Source organism: Caenispirillum salinarum AK4 (assembly GCF_000315795.1).
Taxonomy (GTDB): domain Bacteria; phylum Pseudomonadota; class Alphaproteobacteria; order Rhodospirillales; family Rhodospirillaceae; genus Caenispirillum; species Caenispirillum salinarum.
Genome location: NZ_ANHY01000012.1, coordinates 120,789 through 137,231 on the forward strand (window position 1 = coordinate 120,789; position 16,443 = coordinate 137,231).

At 68.9% G+C, this 16,443-nt stretch carries 19 protein-coding genes; 10 read left to right on the forward strand and 9 right to left on the reverse strand.

Annotation, left to right across the window (positions count from 1 at the left end):
- Positions 1-177 precede the first annotated feature (177 nt).
- Both C882_RS12860 and C882_RS12865 read left to right on the forward strand, forming a co-directional pair.
- Positions 178-969: an SDR family NAD(P)-dependent oxidoreductase gene (locus tag C882_RS12860; RefSeq protein WP_009541051.1), complete on the forward strand. Its 792-nt coding sequence runs from the start codon at positions 178-180 to the stop codon at positions 967-969.
- Positions 970-989: 20 nt separating this feature from the next.
- Positions 990-1,448: a nuclear transport factor 2 family protein gene (locus tag C882_RS12865; protein WP_043645399.1), complete on the forward strand. Its 459-nt coding sequence runs from the start codon at positions 990-992 to the stop codon at positions 1,446-1,448.
- Here C882_RS12865 and C882_RS12870 read toward each other — a convergent pair.
- Genes C882_RS12870 through C882_RS12885 form a run of 4 tightly spaced genes read right to left on the reverse strand, consistent with a single transcriptional unit; the run spans position 1,420 to position 5,583 of the window.
- Complete coding sequence (locus C882_RS12870) at positions 1,420-2,007, reverse strand: DUF3833 domain-containing protein (RefSeq protein WP_152415327.1); 588 nt, start codon at positions 2,005-2,007, stop codon at positions 1,420-1,422. The genes C882_RS12865 and C882_RS12870 overlap by 29 nt on opposite strands.
- A gap of 42 nt (positions 2,008-2,049) precedes the next feature.
- Entirely contained in the window at positions 2,050-3,315 is a 1,266-nt protein-coding gene (locus tag C882_RS12875; RefSeq protein WP_009541054.1) for an SAM-dependent methyltransferase, read from the reverse strand.
- A gap of 52 nt (positions 3,316-3,367) precedes the next feature.
- The gene (locus tag C882_RS12880; RefSeq protein ID WP_009541055.1) at positions 3,368-4,198 is read right to left on the reverse strand and encodes a DUF1365 domain-containing protein; all 831 of its coding nucleotides are present in this window, start codon (positions 4,196-4,198) and stop codon (positions 3,368-3,370) included.
- The gene (locus tag C882_RS12885; RefSeq protein WP_009541056.1) at positions 4,195-5,583 is read right to left on the reverse strand and encodes an NAD(P)/FAD-dependent oxidoreductase; all 1,389 of its coding nucleotides are present in this window, start codon (positions 5,581-5,583) and stop codon (positions 4,195-4,197) included. The genes C882_RS12880 and C882_RS12885 overlap by 4 nt, the downstream gene beginning before the upstream one ends.
- 283 nt (positions 5,584-5,866) lie before the next feature.
- Between C882_RS12885 and C882_RS12890 the strand changes: the two genes are divergently transcribed.
- The 6 genes from C882_RS12890 (at position 5,867) to C882_RS12915 (ending at position 10,369) form a co-directional block, all read left to right on the forward strand.
- A complete protein-coding gene (locus tag C882_RS12890) occupies positions 5,867-6,442 on the forward strand; it encodes a sigma-70 family RNA polymerase sigma factor (protein WP_009541057.1) in 576 nt (191 codons plus the stop codon).
- A complete protein-coding gene (locus tag C882_RS12895) occupies positions 6,439-7,101 on the forward strand; it encodes a ChrR family anti-sigma-E factor (protein WP_009541058.1) in 663 nt (220 codons plus the stop codon). The genes C882_RS12890 and C882_RS12895 overlap by 4 nt, the downstream gene beginning before the upstream one ends.
- Positions 7,102-7,183: 82 nt before the next feature.
- A complete protein-coding gene (msrB, locus tag C882_RS12900) occupies positions 7,184-7,573 on the forward strand; it encodes a peptide-methionine (R)-S-oxide reductase MsrB (protein ID WP_009541059.1) in 390 nt (129 codons plus the stop codon).
- A gap of 5 nt (positions 7,574-7,578) precedes the next feature.
- Positions 7,579-8,706, forward strand: coding sequence for an alanine racemase (locus C882_RS12905; RefSeq protein WP_009541060.1), 1,128 nt, complete (start codon positions 7,579-7,581; stop codon positions 8,704-8,706).
- Between the two features lie 133 nt (positions 8,707-8,839).
- Positions 8,840-9,475 (forward strand): TetR/AcrR family transcriptional regulator, encoded by a 636-nt coding sequence (locus tag C882_RS12910; RefSeq protein WP_043645401.1) that lies wholly within the window; start codon positions 8,840-8,842, stop codon positions 9,473-9,475.
- A gap of 27 nt (positions 9,476-9,502) precedes the next feature.
- Positions 9,503-10,369: a DUF6920 family protein gene (locus C882_RS12915; protein WP_009541062.1), complete on the forward strand. Its 867-nt coding sequence runs from the start codon at positions 9,503-9,505 to the stop codon at positions 10,367-10,369.
- A 68-nt stretch (positions 10,370-10,437) separates the two neighbouring features.
- Here the strand turns inward: C882_RS12915 and C882_RS12920 are convergent, their stop codons facing one another.
- From C882_RS12920 to C882_RS12935, 4 genes are all read right to left on the reverse strand, one after another.
- Positions 10,438-11,055: a GNAT family N-acetyltransferase gene (locus tag C882_RS12920; RefSeq protein ID WP_009541063.1), complete on the reverse strand. Its 618-nt coding sequence runs from the start codon at positions 11,053-11,055 to the stop codon at positions 10,438-10,440.
- Between the two features lie 68 nt (positions 11,056-11,123).
- A complete protein-coding gene (locus tag C882_RS12925; RefSeq protein ID WP_009541064.1) occupies positions 11,124-12,254 on the reverse strand; it encodes a type III PLP-dependent enzyme in 1,131 nt (376 codons plus the stop codon).
- A 112-nt stretch (positions 12,255-12,366) separates the two neighbouring features.
- Positions 12,367-12,948 (reverse strand): gamma-glutamylcyclotransferase family protein, encoded by a 582-nt coding sequence (locus tag C882_RS23290; protein ID WP_009541065.1) that lies wholly within the window; start codon positions 12,946-12,948, stop codon positions 12,367-12,369.
- A 338-nt stretch (positions 12,949-13,286) separates the two neighbouring features.
- Positions 13,287-13,907 (reverse strand): LysE family translocator, encoded by a 621-nt coding sequence (locus tag C882_RS12935; protein ID WP_009541066.1) that lies wholly within the window; start codon positions 13,905-13,907, stop codon positions 13,287-13,289.
- 206 nt (positions 13,908-14,113) lie between these two features.
- Here C882_RS12935 and C882_RS12940 point away from each other — a divergent pair, with 206 nt between their 5' ends.
- Positions 14,114-14,362 carry a hypothetical protein gene (locus tag C882_RS12940; RefSeq protein ID WP_009541067.1) on the forward strand — a complete coding sequence of 83 codons (249 nt, stop codon included), beginning with the start codon at positions 14,114-14,116 and terminating at the stop codon, positions 14,360-14,362.
- A gap of 43 nt (positions 14,363-14,405) precedes the next feature.
- A complete protein-coding gene (locus C882_RS23295; protein WP_009541068.1) occupies positions 14,406-15,332 on the forward strand; it encodes a phosphotransferase family protein in 927 nt (308 codons plus the stop codon).
- A gap of 42 nt (positions 15,333-15,374) precedes the next feature.
- On the opposite strand, the gene meaB is transcribed toward C882_RS23295, so the two are convergent.
- The gene (gene meaB, locus C882_RS12950; protein ID WP_009541069.1) at positions 15,375-16,439 is read right to left on the reverse strand and encodes a methylmalonyl Co-A mutase-associated GTPase MeaB; all 1,065 of its coding nucleotides are present in this window, start codon (positions 16,437-16,439) and stop codon (positions 15,375-15,377) included.
- Positions 16,440-16,443 lie beyond the last annotated feature (4 nt).

The window sequence follows — 16,443 nt, forward strand, 5'->3', positions numbered from 1 at the left end:
GTGTATGTGTTCGCGACGATGAAGCTGGGGGTCCTGCGATGGGCATTCAAGCCTTTTCGGACGTATCCTGGCGTATACGGCGCGATACAATGCGTTTTCATTCGTTTTCATACGTCGGCCACGCGGCATATGACATTTCCACGATCTCCGACGGGCCCGCCGTGCGTAGAATCGGGTATGACGGACAAATCCACGGCAGGACGCAGACAGCGCACGGTCAACGGCACCCGGGTCGCCTGGGTGACCGGCGCGGGCAAGGGCATCGGCCGGGCCCTGGCGCTGGAACTGGCGCGGCGCGGGGTCACGGTTGCCGTATCCGCCCGCACCGAGGCGGACCTGGAGACCCTGGCGGCGGAGCATCCCCGGCTCCATCCGTTCCCGGTCGACGTGACCGACGAGGCCGCCATGGCGGCGACCGCCGAGGCAATCCGCCGCGACCTTGGCGAGGTGGATCTGGCGGTGTTCAACGCCGGCACGCACAAGCCCGTCGACGGCCGGACGTTCTCCGCCCAGCCGTTCCGCACGCTCATGGAGGTCAACGTCATGGGCGTCATCCACGGGCTGGCGGCGGTGGTGCCGCGCATGGTGGCGCGGCGCGCGGGCCACGTGGCGATCATGGGATCAGTGAGCGGCTATCGCGGACTCCCCACGGCCGCCGCCTACGGCGCGAGCAAGGCCGCGCTCAACAACATGGCCGAGGCGCTCAAGCCCGAACTGGAGTCCTGCGGCGTGTCCGTGTCGATCATCAATCCGGGCTTCGTGCGCACGCCGCTGACCGATCGGAACGACTTTCACATGCCGTTTCTTGTGGAGCCTGAATACGCTGCTGAAAAAATCGTGCGGGGACTTGAGGCAAAGCGGTTCGAAATTGCATTCCCGTTCCGTATGGCGGTCTTTATGAAGCTGGCAAAAGTACTGCCACAAGGGTTGTATTTCGCGCTTACACGGCGCATGGTCCGACACCGATAGAGGGCTGCGGAGTGTCGAGCATGAGAACGACACAGGAAGAGGTGCGGATAGCCGGGTTCGAGGCCTATGCGAACCTGCTGGCCTCCCTGCGTCCGGAAACCCTGCCCGAAATGCGCCGGGTGACCGCCGAAAACGTGCGCTTCAAGGACCCGTTCCACGATGTCCAGGGCCGCGGCGCCATGCTGGCGTTGCTGGAGCGCACCTTTCAGGACGTCGGCGACGTCACGTTCACCATCACCCATCGCTGCATGGCCGAGCAGGGCGACGTCGGATTCCTTCGCTGGCACATGAGCGGACGCCTGCGCAAGCTGGGCGGCCGGGCCTGGTCGGCCGACGGCATGACAGAGGTGCACCTGGACACCCAGGGGATGGTCACCGCCCATATCGACTACTGGGACGCCGCCTCCGGCCTCTACGAGATGCTGCCGGTGATCGGGCCGGTGCTGCGCTTCATTCGGCGGCGGATCGCCGCGTTCTGAGGCTGTCGGCCACCGGCCCTTGCGCTGGGGCGGCCGTGACGCCCGAAGCCGCCGCGATCTCCGCGTCGCCCTCGGCCGTCTTGCTGTAGGCGATGGAAACCGTGCCGACGTCCAGCCCCCATTTCGACACCGTGGCTCGGTTGAGCAGTACCCCGCCGGGCTGGAGGAACATCCAGTCGTCGAACGCCAGCTTGACGGTCCGGCCGCCCATGGGCACCGCCAGCGCATAGCGCCAGTGAAAGGCGTTCCCCAGGCAGCGGCCGTGCGCCGCGCCGATCACATCGCCGGCCCAGCCTTCGTAGCGGCCGCCGTCGTGGCGCCGCAGTGTCCAGGTGCGCGTCTCGGTGGAGCCGTCGTCGTACCGGAAGCTCTCGTCCAGGATCAGGTGGCGTAATCCCGGGTCCCAGATCCCGGCGATGTCCACCACGAACTGCCGGCGCAGCCCGCCGAACCGATCGAGGAACAAGCCCCAGGCGCGGGTCCGGCCGGCGAAATAATCCTCCGGCGCAAACCGTGGCGTCTGGTTCCGAAAATCCTCGATGCGCATCACTCTCACCATTCGTCCCGTTTCCAGAGGTACGGGAAGACCGGAGAGGGTGGATCACGCTGCCGGGCGCCGCAGACCAAGCTGCACCACGTCGATGGTGCCGGCGCGGAAGCCGGCCTCGCAGTAGCACAGATAGTAGGTCCACAGCCGCCGGAACGCCTCGTCGAAGCCTTCCTGCGCGATGGCGGGCCACTCCTGCTGAAAGGCGGCCCGCCAGCGGCGCAGCGTTTCGGCGTAGTGGGGGCCGACGGCGTCTTCCGCCGTCACGGCCAGGCCGGTGCCGGTCAGCCCGTCCCGCAGGCGCGACGGGCTGGGCAGCATGCCGCCGGGAAAGATGTGCTTCTGGATGAAGTCCGTTCCCCGGCGGTAGCGGTCGAAGCGGTCCTCGGCGATGGTGATGACCTGCAGCGCCGCCCGGCCACCGGGTCTCAGGCGGTCGTGGCACACGCGGAAGTACTGCGGCCAGTGCTCCTCGCCGACGGCCTCGAACATCTCGATGGAGGCCAGGGCATCGTAAGTGCCGGTGACGTCGCGGTAGTCCTGCAGGCGGATGTCCACCCGGTCCGCCAGCCCCGCCTCGCGCACGGCCCGGGTGGCCCAGGCGTGCTGCTCGGTCGACAGGGTCAGGCCGGTGACGCGGCAGCCGTGGGTGCGGGCCAGATGAATGGCAAAGCCGCCCCAGCCGCAGCCGATCTCCAGCACATGGTCGCCGGGACCGACATCCAGCAGGGCCGCCAGGCGGGCGTGCTTCGCCGCCTGCGCTTCGTCCAGCGCCTGGCCGGGGCGGTCGAACAGGGCACAGGAGTAGGTCATGGAGGAATCCAGCCACCGGCGATAGAATCCGTTCCCCAGGTCGTAGTGGTAGGCGATGTTGCGCCGGCTGCCGGTCCGCGAGTTGCGGCGCAGGCGGTGCATCATCCGGTTGAGCCCGCGCGCCAGCGGACGGCCCTTGAAGCGGGTCTCCAGGGCGTGGGTGTGGCGGGCGGCCAGTTCCACCAGGGCGGTCAGGTTGGGACTGTCCCAGGCGCCGTCACGATAGGCCTCGGCGAAGGCGACCGTCCCGCCGGCGACCAGCCGCCGCAGGCAATCGACGTCGCGCAGATGGATTTCGCCGTGAGGTCCCGGATGCTCGGACTCGAAGACGGCACGCCGGCCCTCCGGGTCCACCAGCGTCAGGCGGCCCACTTCCAGCCGGTGCAGGAAGGGCAGTACGGCCCGGCCCCAAGGCCCCAGGCGCGGCGGCGGCGTCTGCCGGTCGCGCGCGAGCGCCTGGGCGGCGGGGGCCGTGTAGGTGGCGGCGGCGGTGTCGGATGGCGGCATGTCGGCGGGCGGTCCGTGTCTCGTCGTCGGTGTCGGTGGGGAGTTGCCGCGGTCAGGCCGCGTGGCCTTCGCCGCGGGCGGGGTCGCGCCCGACCACCGTCACCAGCCGGTCGGGCGCGGGCGGTCGGGGTTGCAGCGGCACCTTCTTGCGCCACAGCCTGAGCGCCTCCCAGTGAATGCCGGCGACGACCTTGGCGGTCATCAGCGGGTGCCGCCCCACCGCACCGGCGATGGTCGCGTCGGTCAGCGGGCGGGCGCGGCCGGTAAACGAGGCGTGCAGGATCTTTTCTCCGCTGTCGCGGTCGTGTTCGTCGATGGCCACCGTCACCGCCGCGCCGGGCGGACGCAGGGTGAAGCGGTACTCCATGGACATGGGCATGAAAGGCGAGACGTAGAAGTCCTTGGCCGCCTTCTGCCGCACGGCGCCGCCCTCCGTCGCCTCCGTCGCCTCGGCGGGGATCAGGTAGACGCGGCGCTGGCCGAAGGTGTTGTTGACTTCGTGCAGCACGGCGGCCAGCGATCCGTCGGCGCGGTGGCACCAGTAGACGCTCAAGGGATTGAAGGCGTAACCCCACAGCCGCGGATAGCACAGCAGCCGCACGCGACCGCCGTCACCGAGGTCGATGCCTGCCGCCGCCAGCTCGGCGTCGACCCAGCGGCGCAGGGGCGTGCCGTCGCCGGGGCCGTGGTCGCGGTCGTGCAGCGACAGGACGGCCCTGCGGTTGTGCCCGAACAGCCGCAGGCGCGTGTCCAGCGCCGGCAGGGCGTCCAGGTCCGCCAGCAGCGAGAACACCCGGTAGCGCAACAGGTGCGCGCGCGGAGTGAAACGGCGGTGGATGACGGTGCCGGTGTAAAGGGCGCCGTCGGGGGCGTCCGTCGTCATGCCGACACCTCCTCGGCGTCCGGGAAGGGCCGGGGACGGTCGCGCAGGGGAATGCGGCCCGACTCGTTCTCCACGGCCCACGGCCGACGCACCCCGCCAAGCTGCTCGGCCACCGCAAGGCCCGCCTGCAGGCCGTCCTCATGGAAGCCGGCGCCGAACCAGGCGCCGCAGAACCAGGTGTTGCGCCGCCCCTGCAAGCCCCAGAGCAGGTCCCGCGCGCGGGCGGCACGGCTGTCGAACAGCGGGTGGCGGTAGGGGATGCGCGCCAGGACCGCTTCATCGCGCGGAGGCGTGTCCGGGTTCAGGGTAACGAACAGGTCGGTCTTCGTCGCCAGCGGCTGCAGGCGGTTCATCCAGTAGGTGACGCAGACCGCCGCACGGCCGTCGCGACCCGCGTGGGACAGGTAGTTCCAACTTGCCCAGGCCTTGCGCCGGCACGGCATCAGGCCCGGATCGGTGTGCAGCCAGGCCTCGTTGGGCTGGGTGCGGAAGGCGTCCAGCACGGCCGTCTCGCGGGCCGACGGATCGCGGAGCAGCGGCAGGGCCTGGTCGGCATGGCAGGCGAGCACCACATGGTCGAAGCGTTCGACGCCGCCGTCGGTGTCGACTACGGTGCACGGACCCCGCGGCTGCCGCCGGACCTCCACCGCCCCGACGCCCAGGCGCAGGCCGCCGGCAAGGGGCGCGGCGAGACGGCTGACGTATTCCCGGCTGCCGCCCGCGACCGTGCGCCACACGGGTCGGTCGCGCAGCTTGAGCAGCCCGTGGTTGTCGCAGAACCGGATGAACTCCGTCGCCGGATGCCCGCGCATGTCCTCCACCGCCGCCGACCAGATGGCCGCACCCATGGGCAGAAGATGGTCGTTGACGAAGGGGGCGCCGTAGCCCTCGCGATCCAGGTACTCGCCCAGCGTCAGCGCCTCGGCCCCCGGCTCGACCAGCAGACCGGGCGCAGTGCGATAGAAGCGCACCAGGTCGCGCAGCATGGACCAGAAGCGGGGGCGCAGGATGTTCCGGCGTTGCGCGAAGAGGGTCGCGCGGGAGGTCGATCCCGCGTACTCCAGCCTGCCGTGATCGATCGAGACGCCGAAACTCATGTCGCTGTCGGCCGTCGGCACGCCCAGGTGACCGAACAGCGACCGCAGGTTCGGGTAGGTGGTGTCGTTGTAGACGATGAAGCCGGTGTCCACCGCGACCGGTCCCTCGGGCGTGGGAACCGTCACCGTGTTGGAATGGCCGCCGGGTCGCGTATCCTTCTCATAGACCGTCACGTCGTGGCGCTGTGACAAAAGCCACGCGCAGGACAGCCCGGCGATGCCCGATCCCACGACGGCAACGCGCAGACGCCGGCCGGCGGGCGGGGGAGCGGGACTGGCTTCCTGCATGAAACGACGATCCGATGTATCCAGTGGCGCGGTTGGGCGTTACGGTACCCGTAAGGATATCGTTATGGGAATGATATGATCGGTCACGATCCGGTTTCCAAGATTTTCGTCACTCGATACTGGATGAATGCGCGGTCTGTGATCCACCATTGGACGAGGCCGCGTAAGGGAGGGCATGAGTGTCCAGACAGCACACACAGGCGAGGCCAAGCCGTCGCCCCCGCCCATGGGCCCCGCGGGCAGTCGCGCCGGCGGCGCCGGTTTCACGCGCCGGAGGTCGGCCATGACTTTTCCGGTGAATGAGGAGTTGTCCAAGCTCGACGCAGGGGCCTGCCTCGTCGCCGTCGGGCGGGATCGGGACAAGCAGGCTTTCGCCCGCCTGTTCCAGCATTACGCGCCCCGCCTGAAGGCCTACATGCGCCGGCTCGGCGCCGACGACACTCAGGCCGAGGAAGTGGCGCAGGAGGCCATGGTCTCGGTCTGGCGCAAGGCTCATCTCTATGATCCGGCGAAAGCCGCGGCCGGCACCTGGATCTTCGCGGTGGCCCGTAACCTGCGGATCGACCTCATCCGGCGTGAAAAGCGCCCGGAGCTTGACCCCGACGATCCGGCGCTGACACCGGACGAGACACCGCGGGCCGACGACAGCGTCGGGGCCCGGCAGAGAGAGGACCTGGTGCGAGAGGCGATCCGCACCCTGCCGCCGGAACAGGCGGAGGTCATACGGCTCAGTTTCTACGAAGAAAAGCCGCATTCCGAGATCGCCGAGGAACTGAATCTGCCGCTGGGCACGGTGAAATCCCGGCTGCGGCTTGCCTTCCGCAAGGTGCGGTCGGTATTGGGAGACGACGTGGAATGATCAAGATCCATCATCACCCCGGCGACGACTTGCTGGTGGCCTACGCGGCGGGCAGCCTGGACGAAGGCCTGTCGTTGATGGTGGCCACCCACACGGCGCTCTGCCCGGCCTGCCGTGCCCGGGTTGCCGAAGCCGAAGCAATCGGCGGCGTCCTGGTGGAGGACATGGAGCCCGATGTTCTGTCGGAAGACAGCCTTGCGGCGGTCATGGCGCGGCTGGACGAGCCCGAGCCGGTGCCCATAAGCAAATCCGCGCCCGAGGTCGACGCCGCCACGCGCGACCTGATTCCCGAACCGTTGCGGTCCTACCTCAAGGGCGGGATCGACAGCCTGCCGTGGCGCTCCATGGGGCCGGCGGTGAAGGGCCTGGACCTGCCGGTGTCAGGCATGTCGAAGGCGCGCCTGTTTCGCATCAAGCCGGGCGCGGCCATGCCGCAGCACAGCCATAACGGCCCCGAGTACACGATGGTCCTGGCCGGCGGGTTCTCCGACGAGATGGGCAGCTTCGCCCGCGGCGATGTGGCCTGCGCCGACGAAAGCATGCTCCACCAGCCGGTGGCGGACGAGGGTGAGCCCTGCCTGTGCCTGGCCGTGACCGATGCCCCCTTGCGGTTTACCGGCGTGGTGCCCAGACTCTTTCAACCGTTCTTCGGGATCTGACCGGTTCCGGGGGCAACCCCTATCCGGCGGCCGGCGGTGGATCATCGCCGGCCGTTTTTGCATGTGAGACGGAGGTGCGGCCATGGAAAAGATCGTCAAGTCCGACGAGGAATGGCGCGAACTGCTCACCCCCGAGCAGTACCGCGTCACTCGTAAGAAGGGCACCGAACGGCCGTTCACCGGCGAGTTCTGCCACGCCCACGAGCCCGGCCTCTACGGCTGCGTCTGCTGCGGCCTGCCCCTGTTCGACAGCCGCACCAAGTTCGAAAGCGGCACCGGCTGGCCCAGCTTTACCGCACCGGTGGAGCCCGACCATGTACGGGAGGAGAGGGACACCTCCTATGGCATGGTGCGCGTCGAGGTGCTATGCAATCGGTGTGACGCGCACCTGGGGCACGTGTTCGACGACGGGCCGGCGCCCACGGGCCTGCGTTACTGCATCAACTCCGCCGCCCTGACAAAGCTGGAATAGCATCCTTGGTTCGTCCCGCCGACCTGCCGACACCTTCGCTTCTTCTCGACCTGCCGGTGCTGTGCGCCAATCTGGCGGCCATGAACGGCCGCATGGCCGCCGCCGGCGTGACGCTTCGCCCGCACCTGAAGACGGCCAAGTGCCCGGAGGTCGCCATGCTCGCGACGGAGGGGCAGGCCGGTGGCATCACCGTGTCGACAGTCGCCGAGGCCCGGGGCTTCGCGGGGCACGGCTTCAAGGACATTCTCTACGCCGTCGGCGCCGTGCCCGGAAAGATCGAGGGACTGGCGCCGCTGGTGGAGAAGGGTGCCCGGATCACGCTGATCACCGACAACGTGCCCATGGCCGAGGCCGTCTCCGCCCGCGCCGCTGAACTGGGTGTGACCTTCGACATGCTGGTGGAGATCGACGTGGGCGGGCATCGCGCCGGCGTTCTGCCGGACGGGGCGGATCTGCTGCCTGTCGCCCGCGTCATCCACGAAGGGCCGGGCACGCGGCTGGCGGGCGTCATGGCGCACGCCGGGCAGAGCTACCACTGCCGCGGCACCTTCGAGATCCGTTCCGTCGCCTGGGCGGAGCGGGAAGGGCTGGTTCATGCCGCCGACCGCCTGCGCGAGGCCGGTCTGCCGTGCCCCGTGGTGTCCGGCGGCTCCACGCCGACCGCGATGCTGGGCGAGGATTTCTCAGGCCTGACCGAGATGCGGCCGGGCGTCTACATGTTCATGGATGTCCACCAACTCATGCTGGGCGTCTGCAAGGCGGGTGACCTGGCGCTGTCGGTGCTGGCAAGCGTCATCGGCCACAACCGCCACTCCGGCCACCTGTTGCTGGACGCCGGCGCGCTGGCGCTGTCCAAGGACGTCTCCGCCCAGGAGTTGAAGCCGGAGGTGGGCTACGGCGTTGTCTGCGACCTGTCGGGGCGGCCGCTGCCCAACCTGTTCGTCTCCGACATGGCGCAGGAGCACGGTCTGTGCACGGTGCACGACGAGTCCCTGTGGGACCGCCTGCCCATCGGCGCCAAGGTCCGCATCATGCCCAACCATGCCTGCATGACGGCGGCCTGCTTCGACGCCTACCACGTCCTCGACAAGGGCGAGGTGGTGGACAAGTGGAAACGCTTCGGCGGCTGGTAACGCCGCCGCCGTCCTGCCTCCGACATTTCAATCCTGCGGCCGGTCCGCTGATGCCGGACATCTGCCGGGAGTCCCTGCTTGACCGAAAACCGAATCAGGTTAAATTAATGACGTTCGGTTTCTGGGGGCTGTCATGGCGCGACCGCGCAAGCAGGATGAAAAGGACATACCCGGTTTGGCGATCGCGTCGGCCCGGTGCCTTCTGGAGAAGGACGGGCTTAGCGGGGTGACCATGGCCCGCATCGCCGCGGCCGTCGGGTGCAGCGCGCCGGCCCTGTATGGTCATTTCCGCAACCGCGACGCCTTGCTGCGGGCCGTTCACGACGCGGGCTTCGAACAACTGGTCCGGGACAAGGTTGCCGTCGCCGCGCAAACCGCCGGCGACCCCATCGGGCGCCTGCGGGAGGGCGGGCGTGCGTATGTTGCCTTCGCCCTGGACAATCCGGCGCTCTACCATCTCATGTTCAACCCGCCGCCATTGCCGGAGTTCGCCGGCAACCCGTTCGAGCACGACGCCGGCATGGCATCGCTGCTCCTGCTAAGGCGCGCCGTGGAGGCTGCCCAGGCAGCCGGGTATCTGCCGGCCGAGGACGCAGATCGGGTGGCCTTCATCCTATGGTCGACGGTTCATGGGGCGGTATCCCTCATGCTGCAGAACCGGGCTCCGCACCCGGCGGCCGACCGCCAGGCCCTGGGGTGGCAGGTCGTGGACAGCGCCATCTCCCTCATCACGTCGTCGCGGGCGTCGGGGCCCTCCCGCGACGCCTGATCCGACGCCGCCCCCCTGGAGACTGTCATGCGCGTCAAACCCATCCTTGCTGCCGTCGTCATCGGGGCGATCGCCCTGGCGGGATACGGCGTCGTCGCATCCCGCATGACCGAAGCGGCCATAGCCGGCTTCCGGGACGACGTCCGCGCCATCGGCCGGAACAGTCCGGCGCGGGCCTATGCGGGGGAGGCGTTCGACGCCCTGCCGGCGCCCGTGCGGCGCTACATGGCGTTCACCTTCCGCGCGCCCGTGCCTGCCATCGCTACGGTGGAGTTGGAGATGGCGGGCGAATTCCGGCGGCCCCTCGCCACGGCGTTCGAGCCCATGACGGCTTCCCAGACCGTCGCGGTCGGCGTTCCGGCTCTGATGTTCGATGCCACGACGGTGGTCCTTCCCGGCGTGTGGGCGCGGGCCTACGACTATTATGCCGAGGGCGGGATGCAAATGAAGGCCAAGATCCTGTCGGCCGTCGCCGTCGTCGACGAAAAGGAGACGCCGGCGCTGAACCAGACGTCCTTGCGGCGCTGGCTGCTCGAAAGCCCTCTCTACCCCACCGCCCTGTTGCCCGGCGGGCCCGTCCGATGGGAGCCGGTGGACGACAGGCGCGCGCGGGCGGTGGTGGAGGCGGACGGCCTGCGGGCGTCGCTGGTCGCGACCTTCCGCGATGACGGCAGCCTCGAACGCTTCGATGCCGAGGAGGACGGCGACCTGTCGACGCCCTACCACGGTTCGGGGGAGCACGTGCTGCGGACCGACTACCGCGAAGCCGCCGGCATGATGATCCCGCACGGCTTTGTCATCGCCCGTGCGGCCGGGGGAGACTTGTTCCCGTTCTGGCGGGGCCGGGTGACGGCCATCAGCTTCCAGCCCGCCACCCCCGGTGCACGCATGTAGCCTGCGCCTATTCCGGCCGGTCGCGCCGCCGGCCGCGTCCCTTGTGGCGCGGGCGCGCCGGGCCGGCTTCAGGCGGCCGTGACGGTCGCGAGGGTGTCCGCTTGCGCCCGGCGAACCCACACCTGTTTCTTGGCCGCCGCGGCGGCGTTGGAGCCCGGCAGGACGGGAACGGTGGCCGGGGCCTCCAGTTCCTGCGGGGTGGGGCGGTCGATCATGCCGGTCAGGCCGTTCATGGCGCCCTCCACCAGTTCCAGCCCCAGGAACCGCGCCGGGTCCACCGGGCCCGGCAGGTCCAGGTCCAGGCACAGGTCGCGGCGGAAGCCGAAGCGGCGGTAATAGGGCTCGTCGCCCACCAGGATGACGATGCGGTGGCCTTCGTCGGCGCACCGCTCCAGCGCCGCGTTCATCAGCTGCGAGCCGATGCGAAGCGAGCGGTAGTCCTCGTCCACCGCGATGGGGCCCAACAGCACGGCCGGCACGCGGCGCGGGCCGATGACGATGGGCCAGAAGCGGATGGTGCCGACGACTTCCGACCCCTCCACCGCCACCAGGTTCAGGGCGTCCACCGAGGGCACGTCCTGGCGCAGGCGGTACACGGTCTTGCCGTGGCGGCCGGGGCCGAAGGCCTTTTCCAGAAGCCGGTCGATGGCAGGGCCGTGACCCGGCAGTTCGCGCACGATCATCATGGCGGGGAAACTTTCGCAAGGGGTGGCGCCGGGCCCGCTTCTCAGCGGGCCGCCGCGTCACGGAAGGGTCAGATGTAGTACTCTTTCAGGGGCGCGAAGCCGTTGAAACCGTTGGAGGCATAGGTCGTGGTATACGCACCGGCGGCGCGAATCTCAACCTTGTCGCCGATCTTCAGCGCCTTGGGCAGCTGATAGCCGGCATGCTCGTACAGAATGTCGGCGGAGTCGCAGGTGGGGCCGGCCAGGATCACGTCCTGGGTTTCGCCGCCGTCGTGCTCGCTGTGGATCGGGTAGCGGATGGCTTCGTCCATGGTCTCGGCCAGGCCGCCGAACTTGCCGATGTCCAGGTACACCCACGAGCGGTTGTCGTTGGCGGACTTGCGCGAGATCAGCACGACCTCCGACTGGATGACGCCGGCGTTGCCCACCATGCCGCGGCCCGGCTCGATGATGGTTTCGGGCAGGCGGTTGCCGAAGTGGCGCAGCAGGCTTTCGTGGATGGCGCGGCCGTACTCCTCGGCCGTCGGGATGTCCACCAGGTACTTGGTCGCGAAGCCGCCGCCCATGTTGACCATCTTCAGGTCCAGGCCCTTGGCCGACAGCGACTTGAAGATGCCCGCCACCTCTTCCAGCGCGGCGTCGTACTGCGCCAGGTCGCGCTGCTGGCTGCCGACGTGGAAGGACACGCCGTAGGGCTCGACGCCCTTGAAGCGGGCGGCCAGCAGAAGTTCTTCCGCCATGTCGGGCTCGCAGCCGAACTTGCGCGACAGCGGCCACTCGGCACCCTCGCCGGAGGTCAGGATGCGGCAGAACACGCGCGAGCCCGGGGCGGCGCGGGAAATCTTGTCCAGCTCCGCCTCGCAGTCGAAGGCGAACAGGCGCACGCCGCGCTCAAAGGCCGCCGCGACGTCGGATTCCTTCTTGATGGTGTTGCCGAAGGAAATGCGGTCGGGCGTGGCGCCGGCGTCCAGCACCATGTCGATTTCGGGGATGGAGGCGCAGTCGAAGCTGGAGCCGGCCTCCACCAGAAGGGCCAGGATCGCCGGGGCCGGGTTCGCCTTCACGGCGTAGAAGACGCGCGCGCTGGGCAGCGCGGTCGTCAGCGAGCGGTAGTTGTCGGCGACGACGTCCAGGTCCAGCACCAGGCAGGGGGTGGCGGGACGGGAGTCGCGGAGGAAATCGGCGATCTTGGCGGTCATGGCGGCAGAGTCCTTTAGGCGCACCTGTGGCGCGAAATGGGCACAAACGCTTGGTTTTTCGGAATTTTATTGCAGCGTTACGGAACGGGCGGACAAGCCCGCTCCTGGGCGCCTATGGGTAGGCTTTCGCCTCGGCGGCCATGGCCTCTTCGTCATAGCCGTAGAGGCTTTCGGCCTGGTCCTTGATCTCGTTCCACACGCCTTCCACCTCGCGCAGCGAGATGCGGCCGTAATAGCGCATGAGGGCGGTGGTCAGGGCCAGGGCTTCCTGCTTTTCGTGCCGGTGCCAGGCGTCGAAGTCCCAGCCCTCGCGCGAGACCTTGATGTCGCCGGCGTCGAGGAACACGTTGGCCGTCTCGCGGCGGCCGCAGGTGGTGGTGGCGTGCACGGGGGCGAGTTCGTAGACGTCGCCCTCGTAGAAGTGGACGCGTTCCAGGTCGTCGGCCGACAGGCCTTCGACCAGGCGGCCGACCACCGTGCCGTCCGGGCGCGGGACCAGGACGGGGTAGAACTCGTCGCTCACCCGCCGGCGCTGGAAGCCGCGCACGACGGCGTCGGTCACGGCCACGTCCGAAGGATCGCGGTCGAGCACGATGGACAGGATGTCCCGGTCCATCAGGCTGCCGAACACGAACAGGGCGTGGCCGCTGTCGCGGTGGTGGTCGGCGATGTAACGGTGGTGGCTGACGGCCATGCCCCGTATCCCCCTGGATCAGCATCCGCGATAAGCGGAGGTGAAATAGGAAGCCCGCCTCGGACATCCGGTCCGGGACGGAAATCGAAGATCATCTTGTGGATGGCCCGGAAACGGTCCGGGAACCGGTCAGATCATTCGGGGACTTCGCCCCAGCGAGCGCTGCGCAACCATGACACTTCTCCAGATGTAAGACACCGGCCCGGGGGCCGAATGAACTTCCAGAGCCGCGTTACGTCGTAGCTTGACCGCCGGGGCCAGGGGCACGTGCGAATACGTCTGTCGCGTCGAAATAATCCGAAAGGGCCCGGCGTGCAAGTGAAATTTGACCTGATTTTTCAGGTGGCGACCACGGCCGCACCGGCACCCATCAGCATGGCGCCGGCGGTGCGGTTCAGACGCCGGCGCGCGCGGGCCGACCGGAGGACCGCGCGCAGGCGCGACGCCATCAGGCAGTAGGGGATCAGCGCGCAGGCAATGCCCGCCGCCGCGATGGGCGCGGCCGCCAACACTGCGCCATGGGCCAGGGCGTCGAGGCTCAGCAGGTTGGGCAGGACCGAGAGGTAGAACAGGATCGGCTTGGGGTTGCCGAGCGTGAGCGCGTAGCCCGACAGCCAGCGGCGGAAGAGGGATTGCTCCAGGCCCTCGTCGGCGGCGTCGATGTCGGAGTCGGTCACGCGCTTGCGCCACATTTTCAGGCCCATCCAGGCCAGGTAAAGCCCGCCCGCGATCTTCACGCCCAGGAACAGCGGTCCCAGAACCGTGGCGATGGCGGCCAGACCGAAGACCGTGAGTGTCAACCAGGTGATGTTGCCGAACAGGATGCCGACGATGAAGGGCAGGGTGCGCCAGAACCCTTGCCCCAGCCCCCGCGCGATGACGGCGAACACCCCCGGCCCCGGCGTCAGGCCCAGCAGGTAGACGGCGATGAAGAAGGCGAAGGCGGCGTGCAGGGTCATGATGGCGGCGGCGTCCGACGGGGCTGTGACAAGCGGAGCATCGTACGCCTGATCCGGTGGTTTGGAAGGGCCATTGCACGGGGCTCGCGCATCGCCTGTGGCAGATGCGACCGAAAATCGCCACGGAATGGCCGCTGGCGTCACGGGGTTCGGCGGGGGCACATTTGTTTCATCGAGACGGATCAACCGCGAACGGGAGACACGTCATGGACTGGCTCGTGCAACTGGCGGCCAGCGCGTGCATCGCTTCCTCGGGCATCGCCCTCCTGGCCCACACCAACCGCGCCGCCGCGATGGGGGAGCGTTTGGCATCCTTCGGTGGCGGCATCGCCCTGACCGCCGCCGGCGCCGGCACCATCATCGCCGACATCCGCCCGACCGTGGAGGGTGCGGGGCGCATGATCGTGCGGCATCTGCCGGATGTCCTGCCGGCGGCCCTCGGCGCCCCTGGCTGAGGATGTATGGTGGGGGCGGGCGGCGGCCGGTATCCTGCGCTTCATGAAGGACTCCTGGCCGCGCACCCGCCCCATCCTTTCCCCCGACCGCGAGACGCTGGCCGCCACTCTGTCGCCCGTGGTGGACCCCGGGCGGCTTCAGGGGTGGCGAGTGCTGCCCGGCGGATTGTCCCACACCACCCTGCGCCTGGATGTCGAAGGCGGCGCGCCGCTGGTGCTGCGCCTGTTCCAGGGCGATGGCGAGACGGCGCTGTTCGAGCAGGCGCTGAGCCGCCGTTGCGGCGCGATGCTGCGGATGCCGGAGGTGCTTCACGCGGGTGTGGAGCCCGTTCCTTTTACCTTGTCCCGCTTTGTTGAGGGCGTGCCGCCGCATCGCCTGGACCCGCCGCCCGCGCGCGAGATTGGGCGCGTGCTCGCGGGCATCCACAATGCGCTGTCGTTCGAGCGGTCGGGCTTCCTCGGCCCGGATATGACAGTGGTGCATCCGGTGCCGCTGGACGGCGCGGGGCTTCTGGCGTTCCTGGAGGGTATTTTCGCCGATGGACCGGCGGCCGACCGGCTCGGCCCCACCCTGACGGCGGCCCTGGTGGCCTGCGTGCAGCGCGAGGGTTCGGCGCTGGCGGAGTGGTGCGGGGCGCCCTGCCTTGTTCACAGCGACTACAACCCGTGGAACCTGTTGTGCACCGGGGCGGGAGAGGTTTCGGCGGTGCTGGACTGGGAGTTCGCCCACGCGGGCACACCGGCGACCGACTTCGGAAACCTCCTGCGCCCGCCCTTCGGCGATGATCCTGCCTTCGCAGAGTTGTTGGCGTCGGGCTACGTGGAGGCCGGCGGCTGGCTGCCGGAGAAGTGGCGCCGCCTCGCGCAACTGGCGGACCTGTTCGCCTGGGCCGACTTCCTGAGGCGCCCCGATCTACCGGAAATCGTGCTGCAAGACACCCGCACAATGATCGCCAGGATCACCCACTAACCGAGGGATGCGCGAAGGGAGGCCGTGCCTCCCTTCGCACCCTCAGACGTCGAACTTCACGCCGAAAGCCTGGAGAATCTGCTGCGTCGCCAGCGCCGGGGTCAGCCCGCCCTCGGCGACCGCGTGCTCGATCTCCGGCAGTTGGTGCTTCACTTCCGGGTGTTCCACCAGCGCGTCCATGAGCTGATCGCGGACCATCTGCCACATCCATTTCAGCTGCTGGTCGCGGCGCCTGGCGGGAAGCTCGCCCGACTCGGTCAGCTTGGTGCGGTGCTCGTCCACCTTCTCCCACAGCTCCGCCAAGCCCTTGCCGGCAAGGGCGGAGCAGGTGAGGACCGGCGGGGTCCAGTTGGGGCTGGCTGGCGTCATGATGTGGAGCGCCGTGCGGTACTCGCGGGCGGCCAGCCGCGCCTTCTTTTCGTCGGCGTCGGCCTTGTTGACCGCGATCATGTCCGCGATTTCCAGCACGCCCTTCTTGATGCCCTGAAGCTCGTCGCCCGCGCCGGGCAGCATGAGCACCAGGAAGAAGTCCACCATCTCCGACACCATGGTCTCGGACTGGCCGACGCCCACCGTTTCCACCAGCACCACGTCGTAGCCGGCGGCCTCGACGATCACCATGGTCTCGCGCGTGGTGCGGGTGACGCCGCCCAGCGTGCCCGACGACGGCGAGGGGCGGATGAAGGCGTTGGGGTCTACGGCAAGCTCGTTCATCCGGGTCTTGTCGCCCAGGATGGAGCCGCCGGTGCGCGAACTGGTGGGGTCGACGGCCAGCACGGCCACCTTGTGGTCGCGGCCCGTCAGGTGCTTGCCCATGGCCTCGATGAAGGTGGACTTGCCCACACCTGGCACGCCGGTAATGCCGACGCGCGCGGCCTTGCCGGCGTGGGGCAGCAGCTTGACCAGGATTTGTTGCGCCAGCTTGCGGTGTTCGGCGTTGCGGCTTTCCACCAGGGTGATGGCGCGGCCCATGATGGTGCGGTCGCCGGCCAGCACGCCGTCCACATACTCATCGACGGAAAGCTGGCGGCGGCGCGCGGGGGCCTTCGCACCGGCGCGCGGTGCGAAGCCCCCGTAGTCGGAAACGCCCTTGTTCTCAGCGCTCATGCCG